Source organism: Xanthomonas sp. NCPPB 3200 (genome assembly GCF_056393585.1).
In genome coordinates this window covers 3,988,537-4,002,777 of sequence record NZ_CM150785.1, presented here as the reverse complement: position 1 = coordinate 4,002,777, position 14,241 = coordinate 3,988,537, and the positions used below count along the sequence as shown (strand labels likewise).

Here is a 14,241-nt window from a genome sequence, read left to right as displayed (position 1 = left end):
GTGATTTGATCAACGACCCAGGCGGGAGAATAATCCGGCCTTATCCAGGTTTTCTGCTGCTTCCGCAGTACGGGCACGATATTCAAAGGTACCGGCGGCCAATCCGCGTTCGGAGACCACCACCCGATGCGGAATGCCCAGTAGTTCCATATCGGCAAACATCGCACCCGGGCGCAGGCCGCGATCGTCCAGCGCCGCTTCAATGCCTGCGGCAAGTAATTCGTCCAGCAATGCCTGAGCGGCGGCAACCACCTGCGCATCCTGCTTGGGGTTGATGATGCAGACCACCACCTGCCACGGTGCCATCGGCGCGGGCCAGACGATGCCGGCATCGTCGTGATTCTGCTCGATCGCCGCAGCCACGATGCGCGATATGCCGATGCCGTAGCAGCCCATCTTCATCACTGCGGGCTTGCCGTTCTCGTCGATCACGGTGGCCTGCAATGCCTGCGCATACTGGCTGCCGAGCTGGAACACATGCCCCACCTCGATGCCGCGGGCCAGCCGCAGCTCGCCGCCGTCGGCCGCGCGTTCGCCGTCGATGACGTTGCGCACATCGGCAACGGTTTCCGGTTCCGGCAGATCGCGGCCCCAGTTGACGCCCACCAGGTGCGCGCCGGGCACATTGGCGCCGACCACGAAATCGGCCAGCGCCGCGACATCGCGATCTGCCACCACGCGCACCGGGCGGGCGGTATTGACCGGACCCAGAAAGCCCGGCTCGCAGCCGAGGTGGTCGCGGATTTCGGTTTCGTTGGCCAGGCGGTAACCAGCCAGGCCGGCGACCTTGCCAAGCTTGATCTCGTTGACGGCATGATCGCCGCGCACCAGCACCAGCACGAAGCCGGCTTCGGTCATCACCGCCACCGACTTGACCGTGCGCTGCAGCGCGATGCCCAGCAACTGGGCGACGTCTTCGCAGGTCTTCTGGGTGGGCGTTGCGACCTGGCGCATTGCCTCGCCAGCCGCAGCGCGCGGGGCGGGCAGGGCGGCGCTGGCGGTTTCCACGTTGGCGGCGTAATCGGAGCCGGTGGAGAACGCCAGCGAGTCCTCGCCGGAGGCGGCGATGACGTGGAATTCCTGCGAGGCGTCGCCGCCGATGGCGCCGGAGTCGGCCTGCACGGCGCGGAATTCCAGCCCCAACCGGGTGAAGATGCGGGTATAGGCCGCGCGCATGTTGTCGTATTCGCGCGCCATGTCGGCATCGGTGAGATGGAAGGAATAGGCATCCTTCATCAGGAATTCGCGCGCGCGCATCACCCCGAAGCGCGGGCGGATCTCATCGCGGAACTTGGTCTGGATCTGGTAGAAGTTCAGCGGCAGCTGCTTGTAGCTGTTGATCTCCTGGCGCGCGAATTCGGCCGCGGCCTCTTCGGCGGTCGGGCTGTAGCAGAACTCCTGCTCCTTGCGATCCTTGATCTTGAGCAACTGCCCGCCGAACTTCTCCCAACGGCCGGTGGCGTCCCACAGCTCGCGCGGCTGGATGGTGGGGAACAGCACTTCCACCGCCCCGGCGCGGTTCATTTCCTCGCGCACGATGGCCTCGACCTTGCGCAGCACGCGCAGACCCAGTGGCGACCAGGTGTACAGCCCGGAGGCCAGCTTGCGGATCATGCCCGCGCGCAGCATCAGACGGTGGCTGACCAGCTCGGCGTCGGCCGGGGTTTCCTTGGTGGTGTGCAGGTGGAACTGGGAAAGACGCATCGGGCTTCGCTTGGGCGGAAAGCCCATAGTTTGCCAGTCTCGCGCCCTGCCGGTCAGGGGCACCGGCCGATCGGCCGGATGCCGGGACCGGTATGTGGCCGGTCCCGGGCCGGCTCAGGTGGCCGGATTGCCGCTCGCTGCCGGCTTGCAATAGGCCTTGGCGGCCGCCTCGGCGAGATTGCGCTGCGCCGCGCGCGCGTCCGGGTCCAGCGGGGTGCCGGGCTTGCCGTCGGCGCCGGCGCCCATGGTGACCTCGCCCTTGCCGCTGAGCAGTTCCAGGTTGCGGCGCGCGGTCAGGCAGTCGGCCGATTCGGGCGTGGTGGTTTCCGGCGCGGCGATGGCGGCGGTGCCGCTGCGCGCATCGATCCGGCGCGCTTCGTAGCGCTGGCCGGCCGGTGGCGGGGTTTCGGTGTAGTGGGTGACGCCCCTGGCGTCCTTCCATTTATACAGATCGGTCGCGCCGGCGGCGGCGCTGGCCAGCATCAGCAGGGCGCAAAGCCCGGACGACAGGTGCATGTGGCTTCCCCTGGATGATTCCCGCGGCGATTGCAGCATCCGCGGCCCGCGCTGGCAAGTGACGCTGCAGGCGCACAGGCGCGCTACCGCCGGACGGACCTCAGGCCCTACACTTGCCGGATGGATGAGATGAGACCGCCCCCGCGCTCGCGCACGATTTACCTGCTGCCGAACCTGTTCACCACCGCCGGGCTGTTTTCCGGTTTCTACGCCATCATCGCCGCCGCCAATGGGCAATTCGTCCAGGCCGCCATGGCGGTGTTCGTGGCCGCGGTGATGGACGGGCTGGACGGCCGGGTCGCGCGCCTGACCAATACCAGCAGCGAATTCGGCGTGCAGTACGACTCGCTGGCCGACCTGGTCAGCTTCGGCATGGCCCCGGCGTTGGTGATGTACCACTGGTCGCTGTCGGCATTGAAGTACGACAGCAACGTGATGGGTCGGGTCGGCTGGTCGGCCGCCTTTCTGTATGCGGCCTGCGCGGCGCTGCGGCTGGCGCGCTTCAACACGCAGGTCGGCGTGGTCGACAAGCGCTGGTTCATCGGCCTGGCCAGCCCGGCGGCCGCCGGCCTGATGATGTCCTTCGTCTGGGCCTTTGCCGACGATAGCCTGGGCTTCGACGGCGAGCAGCTGCGTTACCTGGCGCTGGCGGTCACCGTGGTGGCGGCCTTGCTGATGGTCAGCCGGATCCGGTTCTGGAGTTTCAAGGGCGGCGCGCGTGGTCCGCGCGCCGACCGTGTGCCGTTCCTGGCGCTGGCGATCGCCACGGTGGTGATCGCGTTGCTGGTGATCGATCTGGCCCGTTCGCTGCTGGTGATCGGCGTGCTGTATGCGCTGTCCGGCCCGGTGATGTGGCTGTGGCGGCGCTGGCGGCGCACGCCCGAGTTGCCATGAGTCAATTGGCCTCCGAGCCGATGTGGTCCGATCTGCAGGTGTCGTATCTGCAGGCGTTGGGGCACACCGTGTATCTGGACCGCGACGCCGTGGACGCGGCGGCACCTGACGAGACGAGCGAGCATGCGCCGGCGGCGGCTGCACCGTCACGCGTGGAGCGCGCGCCATCGATGCCGCCACCCGCGGCACCGCCTGTGGTCCGGCGCAGCGCACCCGCTGCGCCGGCCGACGCGCCGTCTGCGGTCACGACTGCGCCATCGGCAGCGCCGCAGCGGCGCAGCCGGGTCGGCATGCCCGATCGCCTGCAGATGGCATTGCTGCGCGCCTCCGGCTGCAATCCAGGCGATCCGAATACCCAGGCCTTGATGGCATCCTGGCCGCTGGCCGAGTTGCGCGGCAACCCGGCGGCCAAGCGCGCGCTGTGGCCGCAACTGCGTGCGCTGCGGCGGCGTCGGGATCCGGCATGAGCGCCTTGAACGTGCCGCTGCCCACCTCGCTACGCGCCATGCGCGAGAGCGATCTGGATGTGGTGATGGAGATCGAACACCGCGCCTATCCGTTTCCGTGGACGCGCAGCATCTTTCGCGACTGCCTGCAGGCCGGCTATCCGGGCTGGGTGATGGAGCAGGGCGGGCAGGTCATTGGCTACGGGGTGATCAGCATCGCCGCCGACGAAGCGCACGTGCTCAATGTCTGCATCGCACCGGAGGCGCAATCCCAGGGGCATGGCCGGGTGCTGTTGCGCGCGCTGATCAAGGGCGCCTGCGATCGCGGCGCGCGGCGGGCGTTTCTGGAAGTGCGCCCGTCCAACCCGTCGGCGATTGCGCTGTATCACTCCGAAGGCTTCAATGAAATCGGGCGGCGCCCACGCTACTACCCCTCCAACACCGGCCGCGAAGATGCGTTGGTGATGGCGATCGAGTTGTCCTTCGAGGGGTTTTCCTGAGCGGTATCGGCGGTTGCTGATGGGAGCGTTCGGGCACGTCCGGCTGGCACTGTCAGCCACTCACCTGACAGGCGCCGCGCGTTTGCCTTGGTCAGGGGCCTGACGACCCGCAGATATTCCGCCCGGCGCTTGCGTCGCGGGCGAAAAATTGCGCCGGTACTGCGCTGTCTCACGGCAGCTGCGGCTTCGTCGTTACAGCAGACGATCGGGTAAACAGGCAATCGCCGATGCCGTGAGCAACGCCCTTGCGCGTCACTGCAATCGATCGCAGCAAGGCGCACATCGTTCCTGACGCACCGCGTGCGTCGGCTGCTCGCGCGCCGCCATCTGGCATGACGTGCTCGCACACATCATGGTGATTCTTTCGCCATCTTGTATTTTCTCTTTTCGGTGACGTGACCAGTTGCGTCCTCGCATGCGAGATGCCGCTAGAAGGCGCTAGAGCGCATTGCGGCCGCTGTGCGCGTCAAAAAAACATGCAGGTCTGTGAGCGTGGTGGCACACCGTGCTGGACCCGCGCCCGTCTGTACTGCGCTGCAGATCATGCTGCACTGCAGTGTCCTCGCGATTGTCTCCACGTGTCTTGATTACAGCGTTTTGTCTTCTCTTGCGTGTCCCGCAACCGTTTGCGTGACTGCGCGTGCACATCGATGCATCGGCTAGATACAAGCCATTGCGATGCTCCTAGTATCGGCGTCGCGGAACTGAACATTACAGAGATGAAAAGTATGTTCCGCGCCTGCTAGACGAGGGGTGTGCCGCCGCGCGGCGCATCGAACCCATTCGAGGGAGACATCAAGATGAAGCCGAAATTTTCAACGGCGGCCGCCGCGTCGCTGTTTGTCGGGTCGTTGCTGGTCGTTGGCGTTGCCTGCGCCGATCCTGCACTGGAAGTTGCAACCACTGGTTGGGCAACCCAGAACGGGGGAACCAAGGGCGGCTCCAAGGCGGCCGCTGCCAACATCTACACGGTCAAGACTGCCGCCGAGCTGAAGAGCGCGCTGAAAGCCAGCGTGGGCAGCAACGGGCGCATCATCAAGATCAGCGGCATCATCGATGTCAGTGAGGGCAAACCGTACACCACGACCTCGGATATGAAGAGCCGCGCGCGGCTGGACATCCCGACCAAGACCACGCTGATCGGCATCACCAGCAACGCGGAAATTCGCGAAGGCTATTTCTACGTCAAGGCCAACGACGTCATCATCCGCAACATCACCATCGAAAATCCATGGGATCCGGAGCCGGTCTGGGACCCGGATGACGGCAGTGCCGGCAACTGGAATTCCGAGTACGACGGCCTCACGGTCGAGGGTGCGACCAATGTGTGGGTGGACCATGTCACCTTCACAGACGGTCGCCGTACCGACGATCAGAACGGCACCGCCAACGGACGCCCCAAGCAGCATCACGACGGTGCGATGGACGTCAAGAAGGGCGCCAACTTCGTCACCATTTCCTACTCGGCGTTCAAGTCGCACGAGAAGAACGACCTGATCGGCTCCAGCGACAGCGCCTCCAGCACCGACAGCGGCAAGCTCAAGGTGACCATCCACAACACCTTGTTCGAGAACATTTCCGCACGCGCGCCGCGGGTGCGCTTCGGCCAGGTGCACCTGTACAACAACTACCACGTCGGCAGCACCAGCAATAAGGTCTACCCGTTCTCGCACGCGCACGGCGTGGGCAAGGAGTCCAAGATCTTCTCCGAGCGCAACGTGTTCGACATCAGTGGGGTGAGCAGCTGCGACAAGATTGCGGCCGATTACGGCGGCAGCGTGTACCGCGACCAGGGCTCGCTGCTCAACGGCAAGGCACTGACCTGCTCGTGGAATAGCAACATCGGTTGGACCCCGCCGTACACCTATAGCCTGCTGTCGGCCGACAAGGTCGCTGCGGACGTCAAGGCAAAAGCCGGCGCAGGCAAACTGTAAGGCGGCGTCTGCCACATGCAACGCATGCAGCGTTGCATCTGTTCCCGCAACGCCCGCAACACTGCGGGCGTTGTGCGTTTTGGCGGCGTTAGATCTTGGCGCGTTGCTCGCGCAGGCCGGTCAGCTGCGTGGTCCAGTCGTTCAGGCGCGCACGCTCCTGTTCGACCACCACGGCCGGTGCGTTCTGCACGAAGGTGGCGTTGCCCAGCTTGCCATTGCACTTGCCGATCTCGGCTTCCACGCGCTTGATTTCCTTGTCCAGGCGCGTGCGTTCGGCATCCATGTCGACCAGGCCTTCCAACGGCACCAGCAGGGTCAGCTCACCGACAATGGCCGTGGCCGACGGCGGGGTGTCCTGGCCGGCCTCCAGCCAGTCGATCGCTTCGAGCTTGAGCAGGAACGACAGCTGCGAGGCAAAGCGGCCAATACGGGTGCGATCGTCGGCAGTGCCGGCCTGCAGCAGCAGGCGTACCTGCTTGGACGGCGGTACGTTCAACTCGCTGCGCACACGGCGCAGGGCCGACACCATCGACTTCAGCCATTCGACATCGGCCTCTGCACCGGCGTAGCTGGCGGTATCGATATCGCCTGCCTGCGGAAATGCCTGCAACGAGATCGTGGCGGCGGTGATGCCCAGGCGCGGTGCGACCTGCTGCCACAGTTCTTCGGTGACGAATGGGGTAAGCGGGTGCAGCAGGCGCAATAACGCTTCGAGTACGTAGAGCAGGGTGTGCCGCGTGCTGGCGGCAGCTTCGCTGTCCTGGCCGTTGAGCGCGGGCTTGGCCAGTTCGACGAACCAGTCGCAGAACGCATTCCAGGCGAACTCGTACAGCGATTGCGCGAGCAGATCGAAGCGGTAGTTGGCGTAGTGCGCGTGGGTTTCGGCAGTGACCTTGTCCAGGCGCGCCAGAATCCATTGCTCGGCTTCGGTGCGCGGCTGCGGCACGCCGGCAAAGCGCGCGCCCTCGGTATTCATCAACACAAAGCGCGTGGCATTCCACAGCTTGTTGCAGAAATTCTTGTAGCCTTCGGCGCGGCCGAGATCGAACTTGATGTCGCGGCCGTGCGTGGCGAGTGCGGCGATGGTGAAGCGCAGCGCGTCTGCACCGTGGGCGATGATGCCGTCCGGGAATTCCTTGCGCGTGGCCTTTTCGATCTTCTCGGCCATGCGCGGCTGCATCAGCCCGTTGGTGCGCTTGGCCACCAGGTCTTCGATGCTGATGCCGTCGATGATGTCCAGCGGATCGAGCACGTTGCCCTTGGACTTGGACATCTTCTGGCCCTGCGCATCGCGGATCAGGCCGGTGATGTAGACATCGCGGAACGGCACCTGGCCGGTGAAGCTGTCGGTGGCCATGATCATGCGCGCCACCCAGAAGAAGATGATGTCGAAACCGGTGACCAGCACCGACGACGGCAGGTAGCGCTCGAAGCCGCGCTCGGCCATCGCGTTCGCATCCGGCCAGCCCAGCGTGGAGAACGGCCACAGTTGCGAGGAGAACCAGGTTTCCAGCACGTCACTGTCCTGGTGCAGCGCGACGTCGGCACCCAGGCCGTGTTTCGCGCGCACCTCGGCTTCGTCGTGGCCGACGTAGCACTTGCCTGCCTCGTCGAACCACGCCGGGATGCGATGGCCCCACCACAGCTGACGGCTGATGCACCAGTCCTGGATGTTCTCCATCCAGTGGCGATAGGTGTTGATCCAGTTCGGCGGCACGAATTTGACCTGGCCGCTTTCGACCAGCTCCAGGCCGCGCCTGGCCAGCGCGTCCATCTTCACGAACCACTGGTCGGTCAGATAGGGCTCGATCACCTGGCCGGTGCGATCGCCGCGCGGCACCTGCAGCTTGTGTGGCTTGGTTTCGACCAATACGCCCAGGTCTTCCAGTTCCGACAGCACCAGCTTGCGTGCGTCATAACGATCCAGGCCGCGATAACGCTCCGGCGCATTCTCGTTGATGGTGGCGGTGACGGTGAACAGATTGATCAGCGGCAGGTCATGTCGCACGCCCACCTGGTAATCGTTGAAGTCATGCGCAGGCGTGACCTTGACCACGCCGGTGCCGAAGGCGCGGTCGACATAATCGTCGGTGATCACTGGCACCTGCCGGCCGGTCAGCGGCAGCACGATGCGGGCGCTGTGCAGCGTGGCGTAGCGCGGATCTTCCGGATGCACCATCACTGCGGTGTCGCCCAGCATTGTTTCCGGGCGCGTGGTGGCGACCACCAGGTAATCGCGGGTTTCGCGCAGCGTCTCGACGCCGTCGGTATCGTGTTCGACGTGCTCGTAGGTCACGCCGTCGGCCAGCGAGTAGCGGATCGACCACAGGAAGCCGTCTTCTTCGACGTTTTCCACTTCCAGGTCGGAGATCGCGGTCTTCAGCACCGGGTCCCAGTTGACCAGGCGCTGGCCGCGATAGATCAGGCCCTGCTCGTACCAGCGCACGAAGGCTTCGTTGACCGCGGCCGACGGCTGCGGGTCCATGGTGAAGGTGCTGCGCGACCAGTCGCTGGAGGTGCCCAGCCGTCGCATCTGGCGCTCGATGGTGTCGCCGGACTCGGCCTTCCATTCCCACACCTTGGCGATGAAGCCCTCGCGCCCCAGCGAGTCGCGTGTTTCGCCGTTGCCTTCCAGGGCCAGGTTGCGCGACACCACCATCTCGGTGGCGATGCCGGCGTGGTCGGTGCCCACCTGCCACAGCGTATCGAAGCCGCGCATGCGGTGATAACGCACCAACGCGTCCATCAGTGTCTGCTGGAACGCATGGCCCATGTGCAGCGTCCCGGTCACATTCGGCGGCGGCAGCAGCACGGTATACGGCTCACCCTTGCCGGACGGCACGAAATAACCGGCCGCCTCCCACTGCGCGTACAGGCGCGATTCGAAGGAAGAGGGTTCGTAGCTGGAGGCGAGGGTGGTCATAAGGCGGGGAATGGAGAGTCGAGAATAGGGAATGGGGAAAGCAGGTGTGTTGAAAAGTGAAGGTCTACGGGGCAGTCGACGTTCAATTCTCGATTCCCCATTCCCGATTCACATGTCGTATTTGGTCAGTTCCAGGCCCAGGGCCTTGTACTGCTTCCAGCGCTCGCGCAGCGGTTCGCGGGCGGCGGGGTCGGCCGGGACGACTTCCAGTACGCGGTCGCAGGCGCCCAGGTAGGGGTCGTCGCGCAGGTTGATCACCAGCGGGCGCGAGGGGGCATCGAACTCCGGCGCGGCGATCAGCACCGGCGCCAGTTCGTCTTCCTCGTCGGTGCCGGCAATCTGGTGCGGGATGTAGGCCTCGTCGTCGAATGCCCACAGCAGGTCGTCCAGTGCCTCGGCCTGCGCGGCGTCGCGCGCCAGGATCAGCGTGGACAGGTTGGCGTCGTTGGCCTTGCGCGCCAGCTCGCAGACCAGCCGCAGCGGTTCGTTGAGGAAGCGCGGTTTGGCGATCAGGTAGAAATCGGCACGGGGCATCAGGGCAGGGAATCGGGAGAGGAGAATTGGGAATGGTCACGGCACCGCCGCGACCTCGAAGGTCGCGGCGGTGCCTGAAAGGAAAGGGCTTTCACGATTCCCTATTCCCGATTTTCAATTCCCACCTTCGGCGCGATCAAGCAACCACTGGGTCAGCAGCCCCACCGGGCGGCCGGTTGCCATGCCGCGCTTGCCTTCGTCGCTGGCGACGCCGGCGATGTCCAGATGCGCCCAGCGCTGGTTCTCGGTGAAGCGCGACAGGAAGCAGCCGGCGGTGATCGCGCCGCCCCAGCGGCCGCCGATGTTGTAGACGTCGGCGAAGGTGGAATCCAGCAGGCCCTGGTACTCGTCCCACAACGGCAGGCGCCAGGCGCGGTCGAACACGTGCTCGCCGGCGGCCAGCAGTTCGTTGGCCAGGTCGTCGTGCTTGCTCATCAGGCCGGCAGTCTGGTGGCCCAGCGCTACCATGCAGGCGCCGGTCAGCGTGGCCACGTCCACCAATGCTTCGGGGTTGAAGCGCTCGGCGTAGGTCAGCGCATCGCACAGGATCAGGCGGCCTTCGGCGTCGGTGTTGCCGACCTCGATGGTCTTGCCGGACATGCTGGTGATCACGTCGGAGGGGCGGTAGGCATTGCCGTCGATGGCGTTCTCCACCGCCGGCACCACCACCACCAGGTTGATCGGCAGCTCGGCCTTGACGGTGGCCACGAAGGTGCCGATGACGTTGGCGCCGCCGCACATGTCGTACTTCATTTCCTCGATGCCGCCCTGCGTCTTGAGGTTGACGCCGCCGGTGTCGAAGGTGATGCCCTTGCCGACCAGCACGTACGGACGCGCGTCGCCGCCGCCGTTCCACTTCAGCACGATCAGTCGCGGGCGGTTGGCCGAGCCACGCGCCACAGACAGCAGCGAGCCCATGCCGAGCGACTCCATCTGCGTCTCGTCCAGGATCTCGGCCTCGGCGCCGGGGAACTTGCCGGCGAACGCCGCGGCGGTCTCGGCCAGATAGGCCGGGGTGCAGTAGTTCGGCGGCAGGTTGCCCAGCTCGCGGGCGAACTCCACGCCCTCGGCGGTGGCCACGCCCACGGCCAGTGCGCGGGCGTCGTCGCCGGCGATCGCCAGCGTGGTCAGGCCGGTCTCGTCGACCTTCTTCTTGCCCAGCGTGGCGGTGTAACGGTAAGCGGCGTGGTCGCTGACGATGATGGCCTGGCGGATGTTCCAGGCGCTGTCGCGCGCCTTGACCGGCAATTCGGTCAGGGTGAGCAGGGCGGTGCCGACCGGGCCGGTCTTCAGCGCGCGGGTCGCGTCGCCGATCGCCTTGAGGTACGGCGCCACGCCGAACTTGCCGGCCTCGCCCAGGCCGACCACCAGCACGCGCGGGGCGGCGACGCCGGGCAGGTCGTGCAGCAGGCTGGTGCTGCCGGTCTTGGCAGCCACATCGCCACGTGCCACCAGGGCCGTCAGACGGCCCTGGCTGGCGCTATCGAGTGCCTGGGCGGCGGGCGACAGGGTCTTGTCGGCGAACACGCCAACCACGATGCAGTCGACGGCGGCGCTTGCCGGCGCGTCTTGGTTCAGGGTGAATTGCAGGGCCATTGATCAGATTCCGTAGGCAAATCCGTACAATCGCGGGCTGTTTACGCCAACCTGACTAGGCTGGCGCCGCCGCGAACGAATCCGAGAGTTTAAAACAAGCCCACCCCATGCCGAAGCTCGATCGATACCTGCTTAGCGATTTCACCCAGAGCTTCCTGGCCACCTTGATCGTGCTGCTGGTCGTCAGCGTCGGCGGTGTGCTGGTGGATATCCTCGGCAATATCGCCGATGGCCGCATCCCTGCTCGCTTGCTGCTGTCTCAGGTGGGCCTGCAATTCGTTGCGTATCTGCCGATCATCCTGCCGCTGGCGCTGATGCTGGGGCTCTTATTGGCACTGGCGCGGCTGTACCGCGATTCAGAAATGGCCGTCATCACCGCCATCGGTGTGGGCCCGCGGCGCATGTTGCGGCCGATGCTGATGCTGGTGGTGCCGGTGGTGGTGGTGATCGGGCTGTGCTCGCTGTGGCTGGGCCCCTGGGCCAGCCGCACCGCCGAGACCATGCTGGAAGACGCCAACCGCAGCATCGTGATGGCCGGCCTGGAGTCGGGCAAGTTCACCCCGCTGTCCGGTGGCGGGGTGGTGTACCTGACCACGATCTCGGCCGACGGCAAGGGCCTGGGCAAGGTCTTCATGCAGCGCCAGAAGGACGACCGCATCGATGTGGTCACCGCCGACCGCGGCGCGATGTTCTTCGAAGGCAAGGCCGACCGTTATCTGCGCCTGGAGGACGGCTACCGCATCGAAGGCCCGGCCGCCGGCAATACCCTGGACTACCGCCTGATGAAGTTCGCCAGCAACGATGTGGCCTTGCCCGACCGGACCCAGGTGCACGATGCCAACGACCCGGAAGTGATGTGGACCACGCAGTTGCTGTCGGACCAGCGCCCGGCCGCGCGCGCGCAGCTGCATGAGCGCCTGGCGCCGCCGCTGCTGGCGCTGGCCTTCGCGCTGCTGACCCTGCCGCTGTCGCGCAGCGCGCCGCGGCAGCAGCGGTATGGCCGGATCATGCTGGCCTTCCTGGCTTACATGGTGGGCACCAATCTGATGATCGTCGGCACCCAGTGGATCGCCAATGGCAAGACGCCGGCCGCGCTCGGTCTGTGGTGGCTGACCCTGCCGCTGCTGGCGGTGGCGATCTGGGCGTATGCGCGCGATGGCCGCGTGCGTCGGCCGAGGGTGCGCGCATGAGGCTGATGCCGCGGGTGCATGACTGGTACATCGGGCGCGCGGTGTTGTTCACCGTGCTGCTGACATGGGCGGTGCTGCTGGGCCTGGACCTGGTCAACGCCTTCGCCAGTGAGGCCAAGAACATCGGCCAGGGCAGTTACAGCTTTGGCCATGCGGTGGCCTATGTGGCCTATACCGTGCCGCGCCGGGCCTACACCTTGTTTCCCACCGCGGCGGTGATCGGCGCCTTGATGGGCCTGGGCCAGCTGGCGGCAACGTCCGAGCTCACCGCGCTGCGCGCGCTAGGCGTGTCGCGCAAGCGCATGTCGGCCTCGGTGGTGGCGGCCATGGCGCTGCTGACCGCCACCATGGTGATCAGTGGCGAGACGGTGGGGCCGTGGGCACAGAACCAGGCCGATACCCTCAAGACCAGCGCCCGCTACAACAGCAACATGGCCGGCTCGCGCTATTCCGGCCTGTGGGCGCGTGAGGGCGATACCTTCCTCAACGCGCTCAGCGGCGAAGAAAAGTTGCTCGACGGCGGCGGCACCGCGCTGGACCTGCACGATGTGCGGCTGTACCACCTCGATGCCAGCGGCCGCATGCAGCAGCTGACCTATGCGGCACTGGCCGAGAACCGCAATGGAACCTGGACGCTGCGCCAGGTGCGCCGCGACACCTTCCAGGAGCGCTCGGTGCAGCGCGAAACCTTCCCCGAGCTGCCGTGGCAATCCCAGCTCAGCCCGGCGGCGCTGGCGGCCGGGCTGGCCAAGCCGCGCAACCTGTCCGCGCGCGATCTGGAACAGAGCATCGAGTATCGCCGCCGCAACGGCCTGGACGCGCGCGACTACGAAGACCAGTACTGGAGCCGCTGGTTCTATCCACTCAACGTCCTGGCGCTGTGCCTGGCGGCAATTCCGTTCTCGTTCGGTTCGCTGCGTAGCGGCGGCCTGGGCAAGCGGCTGTTCCTGGGCATCCTGTTCGCGCTGGGGTTCTGGCTGCTGCAGCTGTTCTTCGGCCGCATGGCCGGCGCACTCAAGCTGGATTACCGCATCGCCTACGCGCTGCCGCCGATGGTGATGCTGGGCGTGTCGGCATGGCTGTTCCGACGGCGCAGTAGCTGACGCCGATGCGTCGGTTCAGCGTGTTCGGAACCGTGCTCTGTCTGCTATACGTCGCTGGAACTGCTCTATGCGTGTGGGCGGCCAGCGACGCTGGTGGCGACCCCAAGGGCCATTTTGTATTGCTGCAGTTGCCGCTGACACCACAGCTGACTGTGCTTGATGCCATGGGTGCTGACGCCTGGTTGACCGATATGCCCTGGGTGCACAGCTATCTGCTGTTGGTTCCGCCATTTCTGGTGGCGCTGTATCTGTTTGGCTATGCCGTGCAGTGGCTGATTGAGCGCCCCTCGGCACGCGGGCATTGAGTCCACACCCGTCTCGGTTCGCCGCATTTAACTGCCTGCACGCGAGCAGTTGCCTGGTGGGTGCTTCGCATGACGGCCGCACTCCGTTGTCGCCTGCCGTCGAGATCGGCAAGAGGCCGGTCTGGTCGTTTCAGCGCTTGGGCGTGCGCTGCAGCCGGGTACCACTGGCGCGGTCGTGCCAGGCCAGGCGGTCGCGGTCCAGCCAGGCCCACCAGAATCCTGCGCCAGCCAGGGCCAGCGACAGCGTGCCGACGGCATAGCGGATCCAGAGCGCGCGCCAGGAGGCTTGCGGCCCGACCAGCGACAGCCGCCATGGGCGCATGCCCAGGGTCTGGCCACCCCGTCGCCAGCTGACGGTGGCGTACACCCCGGCGGCGATCCAGCAGCACAGCCATAGCAGCCATTGCCAGCCGCTGAAGGGGGCAATGTTTTCGCGGGCCGGGTGCCCGGCAAGCGTGAAGCCCAGCGTGAACGCGGCGGAGATCAGCATCCATAGCGCCAGGACCGGCCAGGCGTCGTAGCACAGGGCCAGCAGGCGCCAGACCACCAGGGCGGGCGGGCGCGCGCTGCGCGGTGAAGGGGGCGAGGTCATGCCG

Annotated in this window: 13 protein-coding genes; 7 read left to right on the top strand and 6 right to left on the bottom strand. The window is 66.0% G+C overall.

Annotated features, from left to right (window positions below):
- Positions 1–9 precede the first annotated feature (9 nt).
- Both AC06DU_RS17130 and AC06DU_RS17125 read right to left on the bottom strand, forming a co-directional pair.
- Complete coding sequence (locus AC06DU_RS17130) at positions 10–1,704, bottom strand: proline--tRNA ligase (RefSeq protein ID WP_024939136.1); 1,695 nt, start codon at positions 1,702–1,704, stop codon at positions 10–12.
- A gap of 114 nt (positions 1,705–1,818) precedes the next feature.
- Positions 1,819–2,220 (bottom strand): DUF4124 domain-containing protein, encoded by a 402-nt coding sequence (locus tag AC06DU_RS17125; protein WP_104626241.1) that lies wholly within the window; start codon positions 2,218–2,220, stop codon positions 1,819–1,821.
- Positions 2,221–2,340: 120 nt separating this feature from the next.
- On the opposite strand from AC06DU_RS17125, the gene pssA reads away from it, so the two are divergent.
- The 4 genes from pssA (at position 2,341) to AC06DU_RS17105 (ending at position 5,994) form a co-directional block, all read left to right on the top strand.
- On the top strand, positions 2,341–3,114 hold the full coding sequence (pssA, locus tag AC06DU_RS17120) for a CDP-diacylglycerol--serine O-phosphatidyltransferase (RefSeq protein ID WP_016902892.1): 774 nt from the start codon (positions 2,341–2,343) through the stop codon (positions 3,112–3,114).
- On the top strand, positions 3,111–3,581 hold the full coding sequence (locus AC06DU_RS17115) for an alanine acetyltransferase (protein ID WP_046344356.1): 471 nt from the start codon (positions 3,111–3,113) through the stop codon (positions 3,579–3,581). The genes pssA and AC06DU_RS17115 overlap by 4 nt, the downstream gene beginning before the upstream one ends.
- Entirely contained in the window at positions 3,578–4,060 is a 483-nt protein-coding gene (rimI, locus tag AC06DU_RS17110; protein ID WP_024939133.1) for a ribosomal protein S18-alanine N-acetyltransferase, read from the top strand. Before AC06DU_RS17115 ends, rimI begins: the two co-directional genes overlap by 4 nt.
- Positions 4,061–4,860: 800 nt before the next feature.
- Positions 4,861–5,994 carry a pectate lyase family protein gene (locus AC06DU_RS17105; protein ID WP_024939132.1) on the top strand — a complete coding sequence of 378 codons (1,134 nt, stop codon included), beginning with the start codon at positions 4,861–4,863 and terminating at the stop codon, positions 5,992–5,994.
- An 88-nt stretch (positions 5,995–6,082) separates the two neighbouring features.
- Here AC06DU_RS17105 and AC06DU_RS17100 read toward each other — a convergent pair whose 3' ends face one another.
- The 3 genes from AC06DU_RS17100 to AC06DU_RS17090 form a co-directional block, all read right to left on the bottom strand.
- The gene (locus tag AC06DU_RS17100) at positions 6,083–8,917 is read right to left on the bottom strand and encodes a valine--tRNA ligase (protein ID WP_478202893.1); all 2,835 of its coding nucleotides are present in this window, start codon (positions 8,915–8,917) and stop codon (positions 6,083–6,085) included.
- A gap of 108 nt (positions 8,918–9,025) precedes the next feature.
- Positions 9,026–9,451, bottom strand: a complete 426-nt coding sequence (locus tag AC06DU_RS17095) for a DNA polymerase III subunit chi (RefSeq protein WP_016902887.1) — start codon at positions 9,449–9,451, stop codon at positions 9,026–9,028.
- A gap of 114 nt (positions 9,452–9,565) precedes the next feature.
- Positions 9,566–11,047 (bottom strand): leucyl aminopeptidase, encoded by a 1,482-nt coding sequence (locus tag AC06DU_RS17090; RefSeq protein ID WP_065048770.1) that lies wholly within the window; start codon positions 11,045–11,047, stop codon positions 9,566–9,568.
- Between the two features lie 107 nt (positions 11,048–11,154).
- Here AC06DU_RS17090 and lptF point away from each other — a divergent pair, with 107 nt between their 5' ends.
- The 3 genes from lptF to AC06DU_RS17075 are packed head-to-tail and all read left to right on the top strand — an operon-like array spanning position 11,155 to position 13,645.
- The gene (gene lptF, locus AC06DU_RS17085; protein WP_024939128.1) at positions 11,155–12,237 is read left to right on the top strand and encodes an LPS export ABC transporter permease LptF; all 1,083 of its coding nucleotides are present in this window, start codon (positions 11,155–11,157) and stop codon (positions 12,235–12,237) included.
- Positions 12,234–13,340 carry an LPS export ABC transporter permease LptG gene (gene lptG, locus AC06DU_RS17080; protein WP_104570688.1) on the top strand — a complete coding sequence of 369 codons (1,107 nt, stop codon included), beginning with the start codon at positions 12,234–12,236 and terminating at the stop codon, positions 13,338–13,340. The genes lptF and lptG overlap by 4 nt, the downstream gene beginning before the upstream one ends.
- Before the next feature lie 5 nt (positions 13,341–13,345).
- Positions 13,346–13,645: a hypothetical protein gene (locus tag AC06DU_RS17075; protein ID WP_054592485.1), complete on the top strand. Its 300-nt coding sequence runs from the start codon at positions 13,346–13,348 to the stop codon at positions 13,643–13,645.
- A gap of 130 nt (positions 13,646–13,775) precedes the next feature.
- On the opposite strand, the gene AC06DU_RS17070 is transcribed toward AC06DU_RS17075, so the two are convergent.
- Positions 13,776–14,237 carry an RDD family protein gene (locus AC06DU_RS17070; protein WP_104595074.1) on the bottom strand — a complete coding sequence of 154 codons (462 nt, stop codon included), beginning with the start codon at positions 14,235–14,237 and terminating at the stop codon, positions 13,776–13,778.
- Positions 14,238–14,241 lie beyond the last annotated feature (4 nt).

Excerpts from the sequence above, each read along its gene's own strand:
- AC06DU_RS17130 (WP_024939136.1), bottom strand. The coding sequence starts at position 1,704 with ATGCGTCTTTCCCAGTTCCACCTGCACACCACCAAGGAAACCCCGGCC.
- AC06DU_RS17125 (WP_104626241.1), bottom strand. The coding sequence starts at position 2,220 with ATGCACCTGTCGTCCGGGCTTTGCGCCCTGCTGATGCTGGCCAGCGCC.
- pssA (WP_016902892.1), top strand. The coding sequence starts at position 2,341 with ATGGATGAGATGAGACCGCCCCCGCGCTCGCGCACGATTTACCTGCTG.
- AC06DU_RS17115 (WP_046344356.1), top strand. The coding sequence starts at position 3,111 with ATGAGTCAATTGGCCTCCGAGCCGATGTGGTCCGATCTGCAGGTGTCG.
- rimI (WP_024939133.1), top strand. The coding sequence starts at position 3,578 with ATGAGCGCCTTGAACGTGCCGCTGCCCACCTCGCTACGCGCCATGCGC.
- AC06DU_RS17105 (WP_024939132.1), top strand. The coding sequence starts at position 4,861 with ATGAAGCCGAAATTTTCAACGGCGGCCGCCGCGTCGCTGTTTGTCGGG.
- AC06DU_RS17100 (WP_478202893.1), bottom strand. The coding sequence starts at position 8,917 with ATGACCACCCTCGCCTCCAGCTACGAACCCTCTTCCTTCGAATCGCGC.
- AC06DU_RS17095 (WP_016902887.1), bottom strand. The coding sequence starts at position 9,451 with ATGCCCCGTGCCGATTTCTACCTGATCGCCAAACCGCGCTTCCTCAAC.
- AC06DU_RS17090 (WP_065048770.1), bottom strand. The coding sequence starts at position 11,047 with ATGGCCCTGCAATTCACCCTGAACCAAGACGCGCCGGCAAGCGCCGCC.
- lptF (WP_024939128.1), top strand. The coding sequence starts at position 11,155 with ATGCCGAAGCTCGATCGATACCTGCTTAGCGATTTCACCCAGAGCTTC.
- lptG (WP_104570688.1), top strand. The coding sequence starts at position 12,234 with ATGAGGCTGATGCCGCGGGTGCATGACTGGTACATCGGGCGCGCGGTG.
- AC06DU_RS17075 (WP_054592485.1), top strand. The coding sequence starts at position 13,346 with ATGCGTCGGTTCAGCGTGTTCGGAACCGTGCTCTGTCTGCTATACGTC.
- AC06DU_RS17070 (WP_104595074.1), bottom strand. The coding sequence starts at position 14,237 with ATGACCTCGCCCCCTTCACCGCGCAGCGCGCGCCCGCCCGCCCTGGTG.